A 21,798-nucleotide genomic window follows, 5' to 3' on the forward strand; every position below is an offset into this window, starting at 1 on the left:
GCCTATTTCGTGCCTGGTTAAATCGTGGTCAAATCGCCGTCGAACGTCACCAGTGTCACCCGACGAAGCCCCGCGGCGCGGGCGATGCTTCCAACCATGTTACGCGGTGCCAATACCAGCGCAGTGGACAAGGCATCGGCCATCGTGGCGGTCTCGGCTTCGACCGACACCGTCGACCATTGAGGGCGCGCGGTGGGGTGTAGAATATGAGCTTGCGAACCCAGACTAAGCGCTGAGGGGCTAGAGGTCGCCACAGCACCCGTAGAGAGTGCGCGTGACCCGAAGTAGCCGTGATCAGGATCGCTTAACCCGATGCTCCATGGCCCGCCGACGCCGCGATACTCTCCAATGTTGACCAGTGTATTCGTCAAGCCGCTGCGCGTTAGTGCGTCGACGACGAGATCAGTGGCAAAGCCTTGCGCGATTCCGTTGAACGTCAATGATTGGCCAGCATCAAGGGTGATCCGATCAGTGTCGAAGCTGACTCTCTCCCATCCGATTGCGACCTGCGCGGCGGTCAGATCGCGCCCTTCTGCAAGCGCGTGCCACAATGGCTGCACGGTTGGATCGAACAGACCACCGGTGATCCGGTAGGCATCATCGGAGGCTCTCATGAGCGCAAGGAAGCGACGGCCCGGATCGACGAGTGCGCCAGAGTTGTTCAAACGGGACAGGCTGGATGCTGGATCATACAGGCTGAACAATTGCTCAATTTCGCGAATGGTTCGTCGGGCTTCGGCGAGGGCTGGTTTTGCCAAATCGCTCGGGCCGTTGATCGTGATGCTGACATCGGCCCCGAATGCGCGTCCCTGCCAGCTATTCGCATGCGCAGGGAAGGCGGCGAAGGAGGCAGAGATGGTAAGAAAGCGGCGGCGTGTCAGTTTCATTCGGCGGCCATCCCGATTTTGCGTCCCTTGGCGGCGAGGATCAGCGGGACGCATTGCGTCTCGTCATCGTGGATCGTGACGCAGTCCAGGCACTGGAAACACTCTGAATACTCGATCTCACCAGTTTTCTTGATCGCCCCGTAGTTGCATTTGACGCGGCACAGCTGGCACGGAGAGCCACACTCGGTGCGGCGTGCAATCCAGTCGCGACCCCTGACCAACCCACCAATCGCCATGACGGCCCCAAGCGGGCAAAGGTAGCGGCAGAAACCTTTGAACAGCACCATCGACAAGAGCAGAAGGCCAACGGCGTAGGCTACGTAGTACCATTCACGGATGAAGTAGGTGGTGATTGCGGTCTTGAACGGCTCCACCTCAATGGCTTTGTCGAGGCGGGCAGGGGTGGTGAAAATGATCGCAACTAGCCCCGCCAGCACCGCGTATTTCAGCCATTTCAAACGGTGATCCCATTTCACCGACGGCTCGATCTGCGGCAGACGTAATAGACGCCCCAAATGATGCGCAAATTCTTGCATCGCGCCAAATGGGCACAGCCAGCCACAGAAAAGCCCACGACCCCAGAGGACAAAGCCAAGAATGGTGACGGCCCAGATGACCAAAGAAAACGGATCATAAAGCAAGAATGCGAAGCTTCCGCTGTCTTTCGCAGTGCGAAGAACCGCCATTGGGGTTGCGATGGACAACTGCCCTTGTCCCCACCAGCCAATGAACACCGTCACGAAGGCCAGAATGCCTAACCGGATCGGGGTGAAGAACTTGTGTCCTGCCAAGCGGTTGAGGCGCAGGCCTAGCAGGGCGACCAGCCCCGCCAGAAAAACGCAAAGTATGACCAGATCAGTGGCCCGATTGCGCAAGGCGTCAACCCAAGGCGGCGTGGGTTTGACGACTTCGGGGCGCGAATAGAACCGCTCCGGCGTTGTGTGGGTTGCGGTCAACGTGACGGATCCGACTTCGGGTTGGAACACGCCATGGGACCGAAGGGCTTTGACTTGCAGGGTCCAGTCAGCTGCCGGATCAAACCCGAGGCGTCGGTCCGTGCGCAAAATCAGCGCGGCGCCATCTTGAATGTCTTCGGGCAGGTCTTTGTTCATCTCGACATAGATATCGGCGTCGCGGAATGCTACGGGAAAGCCCCCCTGATCGGCGCTGATGAGGTCAGGCGCCGTATTTCGCACGAAGTCTTCGGTGATAAGCCCATGGCGGGCAGTTTCGACCAGCAATACGGGTTCGTCCGTCGTTGAAATCGACATGAACTCGCGCAGTTCTTCGTAGCTGTCCTTGGACAAAACCGCCTTTGCAATGGACGGCGGGCCGAGGTCGATGATCCAAAGATCAAGATATGTTCCGTTGGGATCATCCTGCGCTTCCGGGTCGTCATCTTCCCAAAGGGTACCTTCAAAGACAGCATTGAGTTCGGCGTTGGTAACCACTTTGCGGGTCGCGATGCCTTGCTCGACCAACGCGGCCCAGTCCAGCGGTTCGGAATACTCGAGATTAGGATAAGCTGGCGGACCGGTCGAGATGCCGTTCATCTTCTCGCGCGCCACCTTCAAGGCCGCGGCCAGCAAACTCTCATGGGCGATCCGCACCGAGGCCGTCGCCTTGGTCACCCCATCCAGATAGACAAGGGCTGACCCGCCTCCGTCGCCGCCGTATGGCGTGCCGACCACCAAACTGTCCGAGATGGAATGCCCGCGATACTGCTCGAAGAATTTGTGAAATGGAGCTTCGCCGAGGCCCGACACGAAAATGGGCTCGTTGTGGGAGATGAGTTTGACGTCCAGAAACCGGCCGTCCAGATCAAGAACCACCAGCATGTTGATCGGGGCACCGGAAAAGCCGGGAAGCGGGGCCATGGGTTCTGTCTCGAAGACGTATCCGGCTTCCGCCCCGCCAGAGTTCAGCAATTGCCAGACACCTTGGTCATTGAGCGGTTCACCCAACGACATGGGCGGCACGATATAGGGCGCTAGCGTTTCGCGGGTCAACGGTTCCGCAATAACCGACACGGCGCAAGCGACCCAAAGGGCCGCGCCCCAAACCAGCGCAGTGAGTGATTTGCCTCCCAACATAACTGCAGATTAGGTGGGCGCGGGCGCGCTCCCTATTCGACTAAGGTATAAGCGCGTTGATTAGCCCTTGGGCGCACAGGTCTTTCCGTGACAGTCTGACGGCAATGTCGAGCCCGTCACCTCAAAATCAAACCATTGTGGTTATGATCTCCCTTGCCGGACTGGTTGCCCTTTGGGCTGTTGCCGCGTGGTGGGGGGCAGACCCGACAGTGTTGCCAAGTCCGAGTGAGGTTTGGAGCATTTTTGTTAGCGAAACTGCCTCGGGCGAATTGCCCCGTCATGTGCTCGCCACACTGCGACGCGTTTTACTAGCGTTCATACTGGCCATGGCGTTTGGCATCGTTATTGGCATTTCCATGGGGATGAACGGCACGCTTAATCGCTGGTTCGGGGCGTGGTTGGTGGTGCTGCTGAATGTGCCGGCATTGGTGGTGATCGTGCTGTGCTACTTGTGGATCGGGCTTAATGAAGTGGCGGCCATTACGGCGGTCGCCTTGAACAAGACAGCGATGGTTGCGGTCACCGTTCGCGAAGGTGTGCACGCGCTTGACCCCAAACTTAAAGAGATGTCGCAGGCCTATCGCATGTCGGTGCTAACGCGGTTGCGTCATGTCATCCTACCTCAGCTATGGCCGTATCTCGCGTCCAGCACCCGCAATGGGTTGGCGATCATCTGGAAGATCGTGCTGGTCGTTGAATTTCTGGGTCGCAGTGACGGGGTCGGCTTTCAGATACATCTATACTTCCAGCTGTTTGAAACCGGATACGTGCTCGCTTACGCGCTGAGCTTTGTGGCGTTGATGCTTGTCCTTGAATACGGCGTCATCGGTGTGGTCGAGCGACGCGCAACACGCTGGCGGCAGCCACGAACAAGCTAAATCCGCCGGATTTGGTTTTGAGTGGGATAGTGACCTTCAAACGCGTTCGGGCTTACCTGACATGAAAGCACCGCTTACGAAGAGGCGAGGCGACGGGATGCAAGATTTGTGACCAGCCGTCTTTTTCCTGTTACTTTCAAGACCTAGAGCTTGCGCGAGGCAAGCGGGTGCTGGGGTTAGGCCAGTGTGGCCCAACAGACTTGCCACGCTCGCAACCGTACCGCTAAGCTGGTGGTATCGAATAGAAATCATTAGTGAGTCTGGGAGGACATCATGAAGATCAGAACACTTCTCGGCGCGTTCGCGTCGACCATCGCGCTGTCATCAAACGCGTATGCTGCAACAGAAATCCAGTGGTGGCATGCGTTCACCGGACGCTTAGGAGAGCTGCTTGCTGAGCAAATCGAAGAGTTCAACGCAAGCCAGTCAGACTTTGTTGTCGTTGGCAGCCACAAGGGCAACTACTCCGAGACTTTGAACGCGGGCATCGCTGCATTCCGCGCCGGTGAGCAGCCGCATATTCTGATGGTTTTCGAGGTTGGCACAGCCACCATGATGGCGGCAAAAGGTGCGATCAACCCGGTCTACGAAGTGATGGCAGAAGGCGGTGCACCGTTTGACCCCGACGCTTACATGGGCGCTGTCAAAGGGTACTACACGACCACCGATGGCGACATGCTGTCACTTCCTTACAACTCTTCTACGCCGGTTTTGTATGTGAACCGCGACGCGTTCACCGCTGCGGGCCTTGATCCTGACATGGACCTGTCCACATGGCAGAATGTGGGCGAGGCGCTCGACGGCCTGAAGGCCGGCGGCGAGGATTGCCCACTGGTCACCGCTTGGCAAAGCTGGGTCCATCTGGAGAACATGTCGGCATGGCATGACGTGCCGTTCGCATCCAAGGAGAACGGCTTTGCCGGTCTCGACACAGAGTTGATGCTGAACGGGCCTGTGCAGGTCGCCCATATCGAAGCGATGGGGCAGTGGGCCAAAGACGCTAAGTTCATCTACACCGGACGACGCAACGAAGGCGGCGCCAACTTCCGCGCAGGCGAATGCGCGCTGTTCACCGAAAGCTCTGCTGGCTATGCGGGTGTGAAGGCAGAGGCGAAGTTCGACTTTGACATTCGCTCGCTTCCGTATTGGGAAGGTGCGGGCAACGCCCCACAAAACACCATCATCGGCGGGTCGTCTCTTTGGGTCATGGCTGGCCATGACGCCGAGGAATACAAAGGCGTCTCCCAGTTCCTGTCCTTCCTGTCCAGTTCCGACGTTCAGGCTAAATGGCACCAGAACACCGGTTACCTGCCAATCACTACAGAAGCTGCAGAGCAGACCAAGGCAGAAGGGTTCTATGACGCGAACCCAGGCACCGAGATTGCTGGTATGCAGATGACCGGAAAAGCCCCAACCGGCAATTCCAAAGGTCTGCGTTTGGGCTCCTTCGACCAGATCCGCGGGATCATCGACGAAGAGCTGGAAGCTGTTTGGGCCGGTGACAAGGACGCGCAAACTGCCCTTGATAGCGCCAAAGAGCGCGGCGACGCGTTACTACGCCGCTTTGAACAAGCAAACCGCTAAACCAAATTTGCAAGGCGCTGGACATACTCCAGCGCCTTGCACTTGCGACTGATTGAAGGGGCGAATACTCTGAATGGAAAAGCGCGTCACCTTTAAAGGCTGGCTTCTGCCGATGTGCCTGCTGATGCCGCAGATCATCATCACGGCGGTGTTTTTCTTCTACCCGGCGGGGCAGGCGATTTATCAGTCGTTGTTCATCCCTGATCCGTTCGGCCTGTCCATGCGGTGGGTTGGGCTGGGGAATTTCGAATACCTTTTGGGCGATCCCTACTACCGCGCGTCTTTCGTGACGACCGCCGTTTTCTCACTGTTGGTCACGGTAACGTCCATGGGCTTCGCGTTGTATCTGGCGGTGCTGGCGGACCGGCTGATCAAAGGCTCCGGCGTCTACCGCACGCTCCTGATATGGCCCTACGCCGTGGCCCCTGCCGTGGCGGGGGTGCTTTGGCTTTTCATGTTCAACACCCGCGTGGGCGTGGTGTCATGGTATCTGGGCCTCTTGGGCTATGACTGGAACCACGTGCTGAACGAGGCTGAGGCCATGGGCCTTGTCGTCGTCGCATCAAGCTGGGGTCGGGTAAGCTATAACTTCCTGTTCTTCCTTGCTGGGCTGCAAGCTATCCCGAAATCGGTGATCGAGGCCGCCGCCATCGACGGTGCGCGCTTCTGGACGCGGTTCCGCACCATCGTGTTTCCGCTTCTCAGCCCGACCACCTTCTTCCTGCTGGTGGTCAACATAGTCTACGCGTTCTTCGAAACCTTTGGGGTAATCCACACCATCACCTCCGGCGGGCCGCAGCAGGCGACGACCATTCTGGTCTATAAGGTCTTCTCGGACGGGTTCGTGAGTCAGGACCTTGGCTCCTCCGCTGCGCAATCGGTGATCTTGCTGGTGATCGTGGGGGCGCTGACCATCGTGCAGTTCAAGTTCATCGAACGAAGGGTGCATTACTGATGGCGCGTATTCTGGACGAGGGCATGGTCGAGAAACGTGGCATCGGCCACTACTTCACCCATGTGGGGCTGATCATCGGGGTGCTGGTCATCTTCTTCCCGATCTGGCTGGCCTTTGTCGCGTCCACTGTGACCCAGTCGGATATCATCAGCCCGCCCATGCCGCTTTGGCCCGGTGACCAGTTCCTGACCAACTATTCCAAGGCGCTGACCTCCGGCATCAACGCGCCGGTGGCGCTGATGCTGATGAACTCGTTGATCATGGCCATGGGCATCGCGCTTGGAAAAATCCTGATCTCGCTGCTTTCGGCCTTCGCCATCGTGTATTTCAAATTCCCCGGTCGGCGACTGTTCTTCTGGCTGATTTTCCTGACGCTGATGCTGCCCGTAGAGGTGCGGATCGTGCCGACGTACGAGGTTGTCGCGGGCTTCGGGATGCTCAACAGCTATAGCGGCCTGATCTTCCCGCTGATCGCGTCGGCCACGGCGACCTTCCTGTTCCGCCAGTTCTTCATGACCGTGCCGGACGAGTTGGCAGAGGCCGCCCGCGTCGATGGCGCGCGACCGATGCGGTTCTTCTGGGACATCCTGCTGCCGATGAGCCGCACCAACATCGCCGCGCTGTTCGTGATCCTGTTTATCTATGGCTGGAACCAATACCTGTGGCCGCTGCTGATCACCACGGACCCGTCGATGAACACGATCGTCATGGGCATCAAGCAAATGTTCCCCAGCGGCGACGATTATGCCGATTGGCCGGTGATCATGGCGACCTCCATTCTGGCGATGCTGCCGCCGGTGATTGTGGTGGTCTCGATGCAGCGACTTTTCATACGCGGACTTGTGGATAGCGAGAAATAAATGGCAACGATCAAGCTCGACAATATCAAGAAATCCTTCGGCAAGACCGATGTCATTCATGGCGTGGATATCGACATCGAGGATGGCGAATTCATCGTCATCGTCGGTCCTTCCGGCTGCGGCAAGTCCACGCTTCTGCGCATGGTCGCTGGGCTGGAATCCGTGACCTCTGGCGAGATCCTGATCGACGGAGCGCAGGTCAATGGGGTCGAGCCGATGGACCGCGACATTGCCATGGTGTTCCAGAACTACGCGCTCTACCCGCATATGTCGGTCGAGGAAAACATGGCCTACGGCCTGAAGATCGCCAAGACTCCGAAGGACGAGATCACCGAGCGGGTGGCCGAGGCCGCGCGGATGTTGCAACTGGAACCCTACCTGAAACGCAAGCCGCGCGAGTTGTCCGGCGGGCAGCGCCAGCGGGTTGCCATGGGGCGGGCGATTGTGCGCAAGCCCAAGGTGTTTTTGTTCGACGAGCCGTTGTCCAATCTAGACGCCAAGTTGCGCGTGCAGATGCGGCTTGAGATCAAGGAATTGCAATCGCGCCTTGGCATCACCGCGCTTTACGTGACCCACGATCAGGTGGAGGCGATGACACTGGCCGACCGCATGGTGGTGATGAACGGTGGCGTGGCCGACCAGATCGGCGCGCCGCTAGAAGTGTACTCCAACCCGCAGACCGAGTTTGTGGCCGGTTTCATCGGCTCACCCGCCACGAACTTCATCGACGCGGCGTTGGTGCCGGACGCGCCAAAGGGGGCCTCCAAAATCGGCATACGGCCAGAACATGTGACCTTGCTGCCCTCGGGGCAAGGCAAGCTGGGCGGAAACGTGGTGTTCACCGAAGCGCTCGGGGCCGAGACCCTTGTTCACCTGCGTATGGATTCGGGAACCGAGACCTTCACGGTCAGGCAGGATGGTGCGATGCCTCTTCCGGTTGCGGGCGATCCGGTCGGCGTGGATTGGGGCGCTGACGACGAGATGGCGTTCAATGACAAAGGTCGCCGCGTGTAGCCTATTGGCCTGCCGCAACAACCAGCTGCGTTGGGTCAATCAAATCCGAGAACGCCGCTCCCGGAGATTGGTCGACAACAACCACATCATCCGCGCGCAGTTCCGGCATGCGTAGTGAGGGCAGAGAGCCGCTTGCCGAGAACTTCGTCGCATCAACGGCCATAACTGTTCGTGCAGAGATATCTATCATCGCGCGTGCGATGTCGATTTCACATTGATCGAAGGCCAGAAACCCGCGTGTCGGGTGAACCGAGGAGGCCGAGAGAATTGCATGCTCGACCGTGAGACTTGCGATAACGTCAAAGGCCGCACGGTCAAACGCTGCGCCGTCATGGTTTCTTAACTGGGTGCCAGCCATGAACACGCGGTTTCCCTCGATCATCGACAAGGTGCTGGCGATATAGGCCGAGTTGGTCACAATTGTCAGGTTTTTCCGCCGCCGCAAAGCCTGAGCAACATACCCTGACGTGGAGCCGGTATCTATGGCCAGTGACGACCCGTCCTGCACCAGATCGGCAACGCAATTGGCAATCGCAACCTTTGCCGCGCGGTTCTTGTTCATCCGCGCAAGGAACGGCGGGTCCATAACTTCCTGCGTACTGATGAGCGCGCCATGGACTTTTCGAACCACGCCGCGCTCTTCCATCGGCTTCACAATCCGCCGGATCGTCTGGTCAGAGACATCCAATGTCTGAGCCAGCTCAACCACGGTGATGGTTCCCCGCAGGTTTACGAGGGACAGGATTTCTTGCTCGTGCTTTGACATTGGGCGCCCGTGTTAAGATTTCAGCTAAAATATGGGATGCGAAATCGTGCCTCAAGGCTGAAATTCAACAAAAAGCAAAAAATATGTTGCTAAATGTTGCTTTGAGTGGAAGCCTCATAGGAGGGGAAATTAGCAAAACAGGCGTGTCATGGCGGTACATTCAGCGAAGCATCTGATCATTGGTGGCGGCATCATCGGCTGCTCGATTGCGTATCATTTGGCAAAGTCCTGCGAGAAAGACGTGGTTCTTCTAGAGAAGGCGTCGCTGACTGAAGGGGCGACATGGCATGCCGCTGGACTGGTCGGACAGCTACGTTCGTCACGCAATACAACAAGGATGCTAAAACGCTCCGTCGCGATGTATGACCAGCTGGAAGCCGAGACGGGGATGGCGTTTGACTGGAAGAAAGTCGGCAGCCTTCGTCTTGCTGCAACGAAAGAGCGGATGCTGGAAGCCAAGCGCTTGACGACAATGGCCCGCAGCTTCGATCTCGAAATGGAGATGATTTCGCCCGACGAGGCGAAAGCGCTGTTCCCTTATATTGACGCGACAGGTTTGGAGGGCGCTGCGTTTATCCCGTCCGACGGGCATGTTGACCCGGCCAGCCTGTGCCAAGCCATCGCGAGCGGGGCGCGGATGCATGGGGTGAAAATCCTGCAAGGTGTGAAAGTTACCGATTTTAAGATCGTAGACGACCGCATTACAAAAGTGATGACCACCGAAGGCGACTACGAGGCGGAAACGGTCGTTCTGGCCGCGGGTATGTGGAGCCGCGAGCTGGCGGCGAAGCTCGGCGTGATCGTCCCGGCCTGCGCGGTGGAGCACCAGTATATTGTCACCGAGCCTTTGCCCGATCCCGAGCTGGTGAAAGGCTTGCCGACACTGCGCGACCCGGAGCGGTTGGTTTACTACAAGCCCGATGCCGGTGGGCGATTGGTCATCGGCGGCTACGAAGACGACACCTTGCCGTTCGGCGACAAGGGCATTCCCGGAGAATTCATCCGCCAGCTTTTACCCGACAACCTGGACCGCTTTGCACCATTGGCCGAAATGGCGGGGCAGGTGACGCCGGTCGTCAACGAGGTGGGCATCCGCCAAGTCATCAACGGACCGATCCCGTATTCCGCAGACGGTGACTTTGTCATGGGTTGGGCCCCGAACCTGAAAAACCTGATGCTGTCGACGGGGTTCCTTTACGGGATTGCGGCGGGTGGTGGTGCGGGCGAGATGATCGCGGAATGGATCCTCGACGGTAGCCCCAGCCTTGATCTTTGGCCGCTGGATGTGCGCCGCTTCAGCCCGCATCACGCCACCAAGGCATTCATGTATCCCCGCGCCGTCGAACACTACGCCCATCACTACAAGATGCGCTATCCGGGACAGGAAGCGGAAACGGCGCGTAACCTGCGACTAAGTCCACTTCATGAGCGGCTGCAGCAACGCGGCGCAATCTTTGGTTCTAAAAACGGCTGGGAGCGTCCGCTCTGGTTTGCACCGGACGGGGTCGATCCGGTTGACCAACTGGCGTTTATCAATCCGGGCTGGAAGCAATATGCGGCGCAAGAGCATCAGGCGGTCCGCGAAGGCGTTGCTCTTATAGATCAGTCCAGTTTCTCCAAGTTCGAGTTGATCGGTGCAGGCGCCTTGCCAGCTTTGCAACGCATCGCTGTGTCCAACATGGATAAGCCGGTGGGCGCTGTCATCTACACGCAGCTGTGCAACAAGAAGGGTGGAATTGAAGCCGACGTGACGATCACGCGCACGGCGCACGACCGGTTCTATATCGTGACCGGATCAGGCTTCGGCGTGCATGACAGCGACTGGATCAGGCGCGCTTTGCTTACCGATGGGTCGGCTCATCTGATCGACGTGACCTCGGCCCGTGCCGTCGTAAATATATGCGGCCCCAAGGCCCGTGATGTGCTGCAAAGCGTGTCCGAACAGGACGTGTCGAACGGTGCGTTTCCCTTCGGCACGGCGCAGCAAATCGTCGTCGGGGCTGCCACAGTTCTGGCAGCACGAATTGGATATGTCGGAGAGCTGGGCTGGGAATTGCACATCCCCACCGAGTTTGCGCGGCATGTCTACGATACATTAAAGCAAGCAGGGCAGGCGCATGGCATTCGCGATGTTGGCTATCGCGCCATTGAAAGCTTGCGCTTGGAGAAAGGCTATCTTTATTGGAGCGCCGACATCACTCCAGATTATACACCAATCGAGGCAGGGCTGGGCTTTCGGGTGCATCTGAAAACCAAATCCGACTTTATAGGGCGCGCGGTGCTTGAACACCAAAAGGCCAACGGAACTGACAAGCACCTTTGTACATTTGTTTGCGACAGCCAACTGCCCACCACGGGTGGTGAAACCATCGTAAAAGACGGCAGAACCGTATCCGTCGCGACAAGTGCCGGGTTCGGGTATAGCGTGGGTAAGACGATCATCTTTGGCTACCTGCCGTCTGATCTGTCAGAAGAGCGCGATTTTGAGTTGGAAGTGTTTGGAGAACGACACAAAATCACGCGCGTATTCGGGCCACAGTATGACCCGCAGAATACGCGGCTGAAGGCCTGAATAGGGGGATCAAGACATGACAGACGAAAACGAAACCCGAATTCTTGAGGTGCTGCGGAAGGTCGACGGCTTTGCCGGTATTGATGCCGCGGATGTAGACATCCAACGCATGGGCGGATTGACCAATCTTGTCTATCGCGTCGAGACTGCGGGTCGTAGCGTGGTGGTACGCATTCCCGGGCAAGGGACCGAGGACTACATCGACCGCAAGGTCGAGATTCACAACACGCGTGTGGCCCATCAGGCCGGTGTTGCACCTGCGGTTCTATGGGCTGACAGCGCAAGTGGTGTCATGGTCAATGAGTGCATCGAAGACATTGTAACCATGACCCCCGATCTGTTTCAAAGTCGTGCGGGGGCTCCCGCAAGGGCAGGGGTAGCGTTGCGCCAGCTACATCACGCACCGAGTGCCTTCCAATTCCGTTTTGAATTGTTCGCCATGATTGACGAGTATCTGGACGTGCTGTCCCAAAAGGACACAAACCTGCCGGACGGTTATCACACCGTTGTGGCCGAAGCGCAGCCGATCAAGCAGTTGCTTTCGGACAAACCGGGGAAATTGGTGCCGAGCCATTGCGACCCGCTTTGTGAGAATTTTTTGGATGACGGCGACAGAATGTGGATCGTTGATTTCGAGTATTCGGGCATGAATGACGCCCTGTGGGATTTGGGCGATTTGTCGGTTGAGGCGGGTTTGACTGCCTCCCAAGACGTTGAAATGTTGACTGCCTATTTCGGCGCGCCGCCAACCGCCGCGCAAATGGGGCGAATGGTGATCTACAAAGCGATGTGTGATCTGCTCTGGACGCTTTGGGGGCTGATCCAACATGCGGATGGCAATCCGGCAGAGGACTTCTGGGCCTATTCGGTCGGGCGGTTCGAGCGGTGCAAGGCGTTGATGACCTCGCCCGAATTTTCAGGCCACTTGAGCGCTGTTCGCGGCTAGTCCGCGTTGAGCAGCGTCAACAACTCGGCGTGTAGCTCAGGCGTCGCTGCCGAAACGACGCGACCGTCAGAGTTGAAGTCCAAGGTTGCCCCTTGCCAGTCGGTGATCACGCCACCGGCTTCTTCGATGATCGGAACCATGGCGAGGTAGTCATATGGCTTCAGGTTGTAGTCGACCACGGCATCAATTTGCCCTGACGCGACCAATGCGTGGGGCTGGCAGTCGTAAGACAGGCGCCGCAGCTTGCCTGCTTTGGTGAGGCGCTCGAAAACATCCGGCTCGTTGGCGTAGATATTCTCGCCCTCGTTGATGAACAGCATCGCGTCGCGCAGCTTGGTCTGGCCGGAGGTTTGCATGGCGACCCCGTTCCGCGTCGCCCCCATGCCCTTGGCTGCTGAAAACACTTGGCTCAATGCGGGAAGGCGGCAGACGCCCAGGACAGGGCTGCCATCCTGAACCATAGCCAACAACATCCCGAACAATGGAACACCCGCGATGAAGGATCTGGTCCCGTCGATTGGGTCGATCACCCAGATGATCTTGCTGTCCAGCCGCAGGTTGTCGAACTCCTCGCCGAAAATCCCGTCCTCGGGAAATGCGGCCTCGAGTTGGCGCCGAATATACTGCTCGGTTTCCTGATCCGCGATTGTAACGGGGCTGGCATCGTCTTTGGTGTGGATACGCAAAGCACCTTCGAAATGCGCGAGTGAGATGCGGCCGGCGTCCTCGGTGATGCCGAGCACCGTTTCAAGGCGCGTATCAAGAGTATCGGGCATGTAGGTGCGTCCTTTGTTTATGTTCTAGCCAACGACGACGATTTCAGTAGACCAACCGCGCGCTGCATTTGTGATGTCGGGCGGTGGTGCGGCATCGGTAATCAACAACTCTACATCGGACGCGGGTCCGATCGAGATGGGCGCCGTGCGCCCGAACTTGGAACTATCGGCCGCAATGATCCGCGTTTGAGCGCGCTCGATGATCGCGCGGGAATAATATGCTTCTTCAAGGTCGAACAGCATGAACCCGTTGGTCGCGTTGATCGCCGCCGTCGAAAGGACAGCAAAGTCCATATGGAATGGACGGATGAACTCAATGGCCTGCGCCCCGAAAATGCCGCCGTCATGGGCGCGTAGTTCCCCACCTGGCATGAAAACCCGGTTGTTGTTATGCGCGGCCAATGTATGGGCAACCGCCGCAGAATTGGTGACGACCAGCAGTTCCTTGTGGGTGCGCAAGGCCTTTGCGATGAATGCAGTCGTTGAACCGATATCGAGAAATAGCGAGCTGCCGTCGCTGATTAAACCCGCGATATGGGCTGCAATGCGTTGCTTTGGGACGGGGTTTTCGTCCATGCGCTGTGCAAAGCTCAACTCGCTGGAGCTTTGCTGGAGATAGACCCCTCCGTGCACCCGCTTCACCAACCCTCCTTCCGAGAGGGGCTTGAGATTCCGGCGCACCGTTTCTTCGGAAACATCCAGCGCAGTCGCAATGGATTGAATCCGCATGTTGCCGCCCGCCACCGTGATCAGGTCCAAAATCTCCTTCGCACGGTGCGAAATCTGCGCATCTTGGCTGGTTTTGGCATGGGATGAGGTGGGCGCATTCATAAGCGGGTCTTTCAGGAATCGTAGAATATTTATACAGAAAGCCACAAATTACACGGTTCAGCCACAATAAAAACCACACAAATGTGGTTTTACTATTGATATGTGGCGCTGAGTGTTGAAACTTCGATGTTAAGAACAAACCGAATCCAGCGTTCTTGGGGGGCTCTGGGTCTGTAACTCGAACAAGACAGGGGAATTCTATGCGTATTTTCACTTTTAGCGCGGCTGCCGTCGCAGGGCTTGGCATTGCTGGCGCAGCCTTGGCTGCTGCTGAATCTCAAGAACCGATCAAGCTGACGATGCATGACTGGACCGGTCAACTGGTCACAACGACCCTCATGGGCAAGGTATTGTCCAAAGCGGGCTATAACGTCGAATATGTACAGGCCGACTACATTGCACAGTTTGCGGGCCTGAAGACGGGCGATTTGCACGTTGCCATGGAAATTTGGGAAACCACCGGCCGCGAAGCCATGGACGAGGCCACGGCGACAGGCAAGGTGGTCAACATGGGCGAAACCGGCATGATTGCCATCGAGGAATGGTGGTATCCGGCTTATATGGAAGAGGTCTGCCCGGGCTTGCCCGACTGGAAAGCGCTGAACGATTGTGCCAGCGAATTCGCCACGCCCGAGACTGCACCGATGGGCCGCTATCTGGGTGGACCGGTGACATGGGGAGGCTTTGATGATGAACGCGTCGAAGCTTTGGGTATGGATTTCGAGGTGGTTCACGCAGGCACCGACGCCGCATTGTTCGCCGAACTTGAAAGTGCCTACCAGCGCAAGGCACCGATCGTGCTTTGGATATATGCCCCACACTGGGCACCGACCAAGTATGAAGGCAGCTTCGTAAAATTCCCTGAATACTCGACCGAGTGCTATAATGATCCGTCTGTCGGGATGAACACCTCGATGGCCTATGATTGCGGCAAGCCAACCGGTCCGATCTGGAAAGTTGCGTCTTCAACCGTTGCCGAAACTTGGCCGGGTGCTGCCAAGGCAATCGAAGCCTTCTCGGTCAATAATGACGATATGGGTGATATGGTTGCAGCTGTCGATCTGGACGGCAAATCGGTTGACGAGGTGACCGATGCTTGGCTCGCGGCCAATGAGGCGGCTTGGTCCACTTGGATCGCCAACTAAGCCCCGCGACAAAGGGGTGGGCGCACGAGCCCACCCGACAAATCTATCATGCGCGATATCTCCGGCTTTCCCGGTCCGATTTGCCTGCATCTGAGGATGTTATGGAAAAACCCATCATACTGGACTGCAAGAACGTCTGGAAAATCTATGGCTCTCAGGCATCACGTATTCACAGCGAGCATAACGGAAATCCCAGCTCAGATACGCTAAAGGCCAACGGGCTGATCGGGGCTGTCCGTGCGGTGAACCTGCAAATCCGGCAGGGAGAGATTTTCGTGATTATGGGGCTCTCGGGGTCCGGGAAGTCCACCCTTGTGCGGTGCTTGTCGCGATTGGTGGAGCCGACGGGTGGCGAGATTCTGTTTGAAGGCAAAGACCTTCTCACCACAAGCGAAGCCGAGCTGATTGAAATCCGCCGCAAGAAAATGGGCATGGTGTTTCAACAATTCGCCTTGCTTCCACACTTGACCGTTCTGCAGAACACGGCCTTCCCGCTGGAGGTGCAAGGTGTCCCGCGGACTGCGCGCGAGGCGCGGGCGCGGGAGGTCATAGAACTGGTTGGGTTGAAGGGCCGCGAGGCATATTATCCGCGTCAACTGTCAGGCGGTCAGCAGCAGCGCGTCGGGATCGCGCGATCCCTGGCGGTCGAGCCTGACCTGTGGTTTCTGGACGAGCCGTTCTCGGCGCTTGACCCGTTGATCCGTCGTGAGATGCAAGATGAGTTCCTGCGTCTGCAAAATCTTTTGCATAAAACCATCGTCTTCATCACCCACGACTTTGACGAGGCCATTCGACTGGCTGACCGGATCGCCGTCATGAAGGACGGCAAAGTGGTTCAGGTCGCCACCCCTGAAGAGTTGGTTCTGAACCCCGCGACAGACTACGTCGAAGAATTCACCCGCCATGTGTCGCGCTCGAAAGTACTCACTGTTGGTGCGGTGATGACAGGCGGAGGTGCCGACATCGAAACATCAGGCGAAGTGGGCATCGGCCAGCGCATCGAAGCGGTCGCGGACCTGCTTGAGGCAAGTGATATGCCGTTCAGGGTGCTCGATGACGATGGCAACGCGGTCGGGACGATTGGCAGGCAAGCTGTCATTGACGTGTTGGTCGGTCGGGTACTGAAGAAATGAACCTGTTGCGCCGCATATTCCTGCAAAAGGCGGCCCTGTTCTGGCTGCCAATTTTTGCGGTCACATGGGCGCTGTCGGCTTATTCCTTTCCTCTTTACAAGGCCCTTGGTGCGCGCTGGATCATCAAATACCCCGCCCAAGCGCAACTGCATCTGGAAGCCAATATTAGCGCCTTCATGCAATGGCTTGTCGAGGATGCCAGTTTCGGCCTGTTCAGCTTTCGCGATTTAACGCGGTTCATATCCGCGCTGATAGAAGCGCCATACAGCTTCGCGCGGAACGCGCTGATCGACGGCTTTTCAGTCGGGCTGGGCAGCGATGCGGTGGATGTGGCGCCGTCGCTTAGCTGGGTTGCCGTCATCGTCACTTTGGTTGCAATGGGCCACTATGCGCGCGACTGGAAACTGGCCGCGTTGATGGCGGGATGCTTCGGCTACCTCGCAATCTTTGGCCAATGGGACAGCGCAATGGTGACGCTGGCCTCGGTTCTGATCGCAGTTCCTATCGGGGCAGTCGGGGGCTTGCTGCTGGGCATACTTGCGTATCGCATGCCACTTTTTGAAACCATGATCAGGCCCGTGTTGGACCTGATGCAGACCGTCCCGGTTTTCTCCTACTTGGTGCCAATCCTGTTTCTGTTCGGTTTCGGTCCGGTCGCGGCATTGGTCGCAACGATCATCTACGCAATGCCCCCGATGGTGCGCGTCACAATCGTCGCCCTGAGAGGGGTGCCAAGCGAAATTCACGACGTCGGCGTTATGGTCGGCTGCACCAAACGACAGCTGATGTGGAAGGTTATTATCCCCTCGGCTGCGCCCACGTTGATGGTGGGGGTCAATCAGGTGATCATGCTGTCGTTGAACATGGTCATCATCGCCTCGATGATCGGCGCGGGCGGGCTTGGGTATGACGTTTTGACCGCGTTGCGCCGTCTGGATATCGGCGGCGGAATTGAGGCAGGCGTCGCCATCGTGGTTATGGCAATCGCGCTGGACCGGCTCAGTCAGGCCTTCGCCACACGGGTTCCCGACGAGGTGGCGAACCACACCACCAAGAACTTCGCGCAGCGTCATCCTTGGCTTGTGACCGTGGTGGTCGTGGCGGTTGGGACCTTCCTGCTGTCCTACATCTTCCCTGCCGTTCAGGACTACCCCAAAAGCATGACCCTTTCGACCGGCACGTTCTGGTCGGACGTCATCGGCTATATTAACGTCAATTTCTTCGAAGCCTTCGAGGCGGTCAAAACCGTGTTCCTGACCTACCTGCTCTTGCCCGTGAAACGCTTCTTCGTAGGGATACCTTGGGCGTGGGGCATCATCGTGATGACGCTGATCGGCTGGCGGGTCGGCGGTATCGGACTTGGGCTTCTCAGCGGGGTGCTGACAGCATTCATCGCGGCCGTCGGCCTTTGGAACAAAGCGATGGTCACCGTCTATCTTTGCGGGGTTTCGGTTTTGGTCGCTTCGGCAATCGGTATCCCCTTGGGCATCTTTGCCGCCCAAAACGATAGGGCAAACCGCATCATCGGCTCGTTCATCGACACGCTGCAAACCCTGCCAAGTTTCGTGTATCTCATCCCCGTCGTGATGCTGTTCCGCGTCGGCGATTTTTCGGCCATGGTCGCAGTGGTGCTATATGCAATGGCCCCTGCTGTCCGCTACGCGGCGCATGGCGTACGCAGCGTCGATCCACAACTCATAGAGGCCGGGCTGGTGTCCGGCTGCACCCCAAGGCAGCTGCTTTGGCGGATCAAGCTGCCCATGGCTTTGCCAGAGCTGCTGCTGGGCCTGAACCAAACCATCTTGCTGGCGCTGTCCATGCTGGTGATCACCGCATTGGTCGGCACGCGTGACCTCGGGCAGGAGGTCTATATCGCCCTGACTAAAGCCAACACCGGACAAGGTATTGTTGCGGGGCTGTCGGTGGCCTTCATCGCCATCATTGCCGATCGCATATTGTCCGCTTTCGCCACCAGGGCACGCACTAAAATGGGGATGGCAACATGACCGAAGCTGAACAAAGAGCCTTGGACAAGGTCTCGAATTTGCCCATCTGGAACGCCGCGGAGGGGATCGAGTTTTTGGGTGGCGGAATCACCAATTTCAACGTCTCGGTCTGGGATCAGGGCAAGCGCTACGTGGTGCGTGTAGGTGAGGACATCGTACTGCACCAGATCATGCGCTTTAACGAGCAGGCCGCGCATGCAGCGGCACATGCGGCGGGGATCGCACCAGCTATTGTGCATACAGAGCCCGGCATCATGGTGCTGGACTTCGTCGAAGGACGCACATTGGACGAGAAAGCAATACGCCAAGACGCGATGCTGGAACGGATCGTTCCATTGCTCAAAACCTGTCACTCCGATGCGGTCCGGTTCCTGCGTGGCCCCATTCTGACATTCTGGGTTTTCCATGTCCTGCGTGACTATGCGGCGACATTGAAACATGGCCGGTCAAGCTACACCAAAATATTGCCGGACCTGCTGGAAACCGCAGACAAACTGGAGCGGTCCGTCGGGCCGGTTCAGATAGTTCTGGGTCACAACGATCTGCTCGCGGCCAACTTCATAGATGATGGAAAACGGTTGTGGCTGCTGGATTGGGAATATGGCGGTTTCAACTCCCCGCTGTTCGATCTCGCAGGGCTCGCATCCAACAATGAACTGAACCAACGGCAAGAGAGTTGGCTGTTGGAAACCTATTTCGAAACCCCTGTGACGGACCAGCTACGCAATCGCTATCAGGCGATGAAATGCGCCTCCCTGCTGCGCGAAACCATGTGGAGCATGGTGTCGGAAATCCACTCCGAGATCGACTTCGACTACGCCGAATACACCCGAAAAAACATGTCGCGATTTAATGCCGCGCTCTCTGACTTCAAAGCAATGTGAGGAACACCATGAGCACCTTCCCAACCAGTGCAAAGGCCGTCGTTATCGGGGGCGGTATCGTGGGCTGCTCCACCGCGTATCATCTGGCGAAACTTGGCTGGACCGATGTTGTCTTACTGGAGAGGCAGAAACTGACATCCGGCACGACCTTCCACGCCGCGGGGCTTGTTGGGCAGTTGCGGTCCAACGCCAATATTACGCAATTGCTGGGCTATTCGGTTGATCTCTACAACACGTTGGAGAAGGAGACAGGCCAAGCAACCGGCTGGAAAATGAATGGTGGCCTGCGCCTTGCGTGTAACGAGGAACGCTGGACCGAGGTCAAGCGGCAGGCAACGACCGCACACTCGTTCGGTCTGGAGATGCAGCTGCTCACACCAACAGAAGCGCTAGATTTGTGGCCTTTGATGAATGTCGATGATGTGGTCGGCGCAGCTTACATGCCGACCGATGGTCAGGCCAACCCGTCCGACATCACGCTATCACTTGCCAAAGGCGCCCGCATGGCGGGGGCCTCTATTTTCGAGGACACAAAGGTCACCAAGATCGAGCTTGAAGACGGCGTGATCAAAGGTGTGATGACGGTAAAGGGCTTCATCGAATGCGAAAAGGTCATTCTGTGCGGCGGCCAATGGACCCGCGATTTCGCGGCGACCGTCGGGGTGAATGTGCCGCTGGTTCCGATGGAGCACCAGTATATGGTCACGGAACAGATCGACGGCGTGACGTCAGACCTGCCGACGCTGCGCGACCCCGACAGATTGACCTATTACAAAGAAGAGGTCGGGGGATTGGTTATGGGCGGCTATGAGCCGAACCCGATCCCGTGGGCGCTCAATGGCATTCCGAGAGGGTTCCATTACACGTTGCTGGACTCCAATTTTGACCATTTTGAGCAGATCGTGGAACTTGCTTTGGGGCGCGTGCCAGCCTTGCAGACCGCTGGCATCAAGCAACTGGTGAACGGGCCGGAAAGCTTCACGCCGGACGGGAACTTCATTCTGGGCGAAGCGCCGGAGTTGAAGAACTTCTACGTCGGTGCAGGCTTCAACGCCTACGGCATCGCCGCTGGCGGCGGGGCAGGGATGGCGCTTGCGGAATGGGTCGCCAAGGGCGAGCCTCCATTTGATCTGTGGCCCGTGGATATCCGCCGCTTTGGCCGCCCGCATTTCGACACCGATTGGGTCCGCACCCGCACCGTCGAGGCCTATGGCAAACATTACACGATGGCATGGCCGTTCGAGGAGCACAGCTCCGGCAGGCCCTGCCGGAAGTCACCATTGTACGAGACGCTGAAAGGCAAAGGGGCCTGCTTTGGCGAGAAGCTGGGATGGGAGCGGCCAAACTGGTTCGCGCCTTCGGGAATGGAGCCTAAAGACGTCTATAGCTTCGGGCGGCAGAACTGGTTCGACGTCGTGGGAGAGGAGCACAAAGCCGGCCGTGAAGCTGCGGTTTTGTTCGACCAGACCTCCTTCGCCAAGTTTGTTCTCAAGGGGCCGGACGCCGAGGCGGCGCTTAGCTGGATTGCGGCCAATGACGTGCAGAAGCCGGTGGGTTCGCTGGTCTACACCCAAATGCTCAACGATCGTGGCGGCATAGAGTGCGACCTGACCACAGTCCGCGTGGCACGGGACGAGTATTACATTGTCACCGGTACCGGCTTCGCGACCCATGATTTCGAATGGATATCTCGCAACATCCCTGACGGCATGAACGCGCAACTGGTCGATGTGACCTCCGCATATGCGGTGCTGTCACTCATGGGTCCAAAGGCTCGCAACATTCTTGAAAAGGTCACCAATGCGGACGTCTCGAATGAAGCGTTCAAGTTCGGCACGGCAAAGACCATCGGCATAGCCGGATGCCCGGTGAACGCTTTGCGGGTCACCTATGTGGGGGAACTGGGTTGGGAGCTTCACCTGCCGGTGGAATACGCCACCACGGTTTATTCCGCACTAGCGGAAGCAGGCGCGGAGTTCGGGTTGCGAGACGCAGGATACCGGACGATTGAAAGTATGCGTTTGGAAAAGGGCTACCGCGCATGGGGGGCAGATATCGGCCCCGACCACACGCCCGCCGAAGCAGGTTTGGCGTGGGCAGTGAAATTGAAAAAGAACATCGACTTCAAAGGGCGCAAAGCAGCCGAGGCGCAGCGTGACAATGGGGTGAAGAAGATACTCGCAGGCTTCACCGCGGCCCCTGATATTGTGCTGTCCGGTCGGGAAACCATCTACCGGAACGGCAAGCGGGTCGGCTGGCTGAGCAGCGGCGGGTTTGGCTACACGCTCAACAAATCAATCGGCTACGGCTATGTCCGCTCGGATGAAGCCATTGATGCGAACTATGTGATGGATGGCGACTACGAGTTGGAGGTCGCGACCGAACGGGTTCCGTGTACGGTCCATTTGGCACCGCTGTATGATCCAAAAATGGAGCGTGTGAAGGCGTAGTGCGAAGTTGGCGGCGCA

17 protein-coding genes are annotated in these 21,798 nt (G+C 57.7%); 12 read left to right on the forward strand and 5 right to left on the reverse strand.

Features of this window, described 5'->3' with window-relative positions; all coding sequences use genetic code 11:
* Nucleotides 1-17 precede the first annotated feature (17 nt).
* Nucleotides 18-887: an FAD:protein FMN transferase gene (locus BDE40_RS03275; RefSeq protein WP_134012787.1), complete on the reverse strand. Its 870-nt coding sequence runs from the start codon at nucleotides 885-887 to the stop codon at nucleotides 18-20.
* A complete protein-coding gene (locus BDE40_RS03280) occupies nucleotides 884-2,980 on the reverse strand; it encodes a 4Fe-4S binding protein (RefSeq protein WP_134012789.1) in 2,097 nt (698 codons plus the stop codon). The genes BDE40_RS03275 and BDE40_RS03280 overlap by 4 nt, the downstream gene beginning before the upstream one ends.
* Nucleotides 2,981-3,084: 104 nt before the next feature.
* Here BDE40_RS03280 and BDE40_RS03285 point away from each other — a divergent pair, with 104 nt between their 5' ends.
* From BDE40_RS03285 to BDE40_RS03305, 5 genes are all read left to right on the forward strand, one after another.
* On the forward strand, nucleotides 3,085-3,858 hold the full coding sequence (locus BDE40_RS03285; protein WP_134012791.1) for an ABC transporter permease: 774 nt from the start codon (nucleotides 3,085-3,087) through the stop codon (nucleotides 3,856-3,858).
* 273 nt (nucleotides 3,859-4,131) lie between these two features.
* Nucleotides 4,132-5,442 (forward strand): sn-glycerol-3-phosphate ABC transporter substrate-binding protein UgpB, encoded by a 1,311-nt coding sequence (ugpB, locus tag BDE40_RS03290; RefSeq protein WP_134012793.1) that lies wholly within the window; start codon nucleotides 4,132-4,134, stop codon nucleotides 5,440-5,442.
* A 73-nt stretch (nucleotides 5,443-5,515) separates the two neighbouring features.
* A complete protein-coding gene (ugpA, locus tag BDE40_RS03295) occupies nucleotides 5,516-6,397 on the forward strand; it encodes a sn-glycerol-3-phosphate ABC transporter permease UgpA (RefSeq protein ID WP_073140805.1) in 882 nt (293 codons plus the stop codon).
* 23 nt (nucleotides 6,398-6,420) lie between these two features.
* Nucleotides 6,421-7,257: a sn-glycerol-3-phosphate ABC transporter permease UgpE gene (gene ugpE / locus BDE40_RS03300; RefSeq protein ID WP_073141659.1), complete on the forward strand. Its 837-nt coding sequence runs from the start codon at nucleotides 6,421-6,423 to the stop codon at nucleotides 7,255-7,257.
* On the forward strand, nucleotides 7,258-8,271 hold the full coding sequence (locus BDE40_RS03305; RefSeq protein WP_134012795.1) for an ABC transporter ATP-binding protein: 1,014 nt from the start codon (nucleotides 7,258-7,260) through the stop codon (nucleotides 8,269-8,271).
* A gap of 1 nt (nucleotide 8,272) precedes the next feature.
* On the opposite strand, the gene BDE40_RS03310 is transcribed toward BDE40_RS03305, so the two are convergent.
* On the reverse strand, nucleotides 8,273-9,037 hold the full coding sequence (locus BDE40_RS03310; protein WP_134012797.1) for a DeoR/GlpR family DNA-binding transcription regulator: 765 nt from the start codon (nucleotides 9,035-9,037) through the stop codon (nucleotides 8,273-8,275).
* Nucleotides 9,038-9,185: 148 nt separating this feature from the next.
* Here BDE40_RS03310 and BDE40_RS03315 point away from each other — a divergent pair, with 148 nt between their 5' ends.
* Entirely contained in the window at nucleotides 9,186-11,609 is a 2,424-nt protein-coding gene (locus BDE40_RS03315) for a GcvT family protein (protein ID WP_134012799.1), read from the forward strand.
* 16 nt (nucleotides 11,610-11,625) lie between these two features.
* Nucleotides 11,626-12,555 (forward strand): choline/ethanolamine kinase family protein, encoded by a 930-nt coding sequence (locus BDE40_RS03320; RefSeq protein WP_134012801.1) that lies wholly within the window; start codon nucleotides 11,626-11,628, stop codon nucleotides 12,553-12,555.
* On the opposite strand, the gene BDE40_RS03325 is transcribed toward BDE40_RS03320, so the two are convergent.
* Nucleotides 12,552-13,331: an inositol monophosphatase family protein gene (locus BDE40_RS03325; RefSeq protein WP_134012803.1), complete on the reverse strand. Its 780-nt coding sequence runs from the start codon at nucleotides 13,329-13,331 to the stop codon at nucleotides 12,552-12,554. The two genes, BDE40_RS03320 and BDE40_RS03325, sit on opposite strands and share 4 nt — an antisense overlap.
* A 24-nt stretch (nucleotides 13,332-13,355) precedes the next feature.
* The gene (locus BDE40_RS03330; protein ID WP_134012805.1) at nucleotides 13,356-14,162 is read right to left on the reverse strand and encodes a DeoR/GlpR family DNA-binding transcription regulator; all 807 of its coding nucleotides are present in this window, start codon (nucleotides 14,160-14,162) and stop codon (nucleotides 13,356-13,358) included.
* A 200-nt stretch (nucleotides 14,163-14,362) separates the two neighbouring features.
* Here BDE40_RS03330 and BDE40_RS03335 point away from each other — a divergent pair, with 200 nt between their 5' ends.
* From BDE40_RS03335 to BDE40_RS03355, 5 genes are all read left to right on the forward strand, one after another.
* The gene (locus BDE40_RS03335; RefSeq protein ID WP_134012807.1) at nucleotides 14,363-15,307 is read left to right on the forward strand and encodes an ABC transporter substrate-binding protein; all 945 of its coding nucleotides are present in this window, start codon (nucleotides 14,363-14,365) and stop codon (nucleotides 15,305-15,307) included.
* Between the two features lie 101 nt (nucleotides 15,308-15,408).
* Nucleotides 15,409-16,440: a quaternary amine ABC transporter ATP-binding protein gene (locus BDE40_RS03340; RefSeq protein WP_134012809.1), complete on the forward strand. Its 1,032-nt coding sequence runs from the start codon at nucleotides 15,409-15,411 to the stop codon at nucleotides 16,438-16,440.
* On the forward strand, nucleotides 16,437-18,446 hold the full coding sequence (locus BDE40_RS03345) for an ABC transporter permease (protein ID WP_134012811.1): 2,010 nt from the start codon (nucleotides 16,437-16,439) through the stop codon (nucleotides 18,444-18,446). The genes BDE40_RS03340 and BDE40_RS03345 overlap by 4 nt, the downstream gene beginning before the upstream one ends.
* Complete coding sequence (locus BDE40_RS03350; protein WP_134012813.1) at nucleotides 18,443-19,330, forward strand: phosphotransferase; 888 nt, start codon at nucleotides 18,443-18,445, stop codon at nucleotides 19,328-19,330. Before BDE40_RS03345 ends, BDE40_RS03350 begins: the two co-directional genes overlap by 4 nt.
* An 8-nt stretch (nucleotides 19,331-19,338) precedes the next feature.
* The gene (locus BDE40_RS03355; RefSeq protein WP_134012815.1) at nucleotides 19,339-21,780 is read left to right on the forward strand and encodes a GcvT family protein; all 2,442 of its coding nucleotides are present in this window, start codon (nucleotides 19,339-19,341) and stop codon (nucleotides 21,778-21,780) included.
* Nucleotides 21,781-21,798: the final 18 nt, after the last annotated feature.

The sequence above is a fragment of the Litoreibacter halocynthiae genome (assembly GCF_004365635.1).
Lineage (GTDB): Bacteria > Pseudomonadota > Alphaproteobacteria > Rhodobacterales > Rhodobacteraceae > Litoreibacter > Litoreibacter halocynthiae.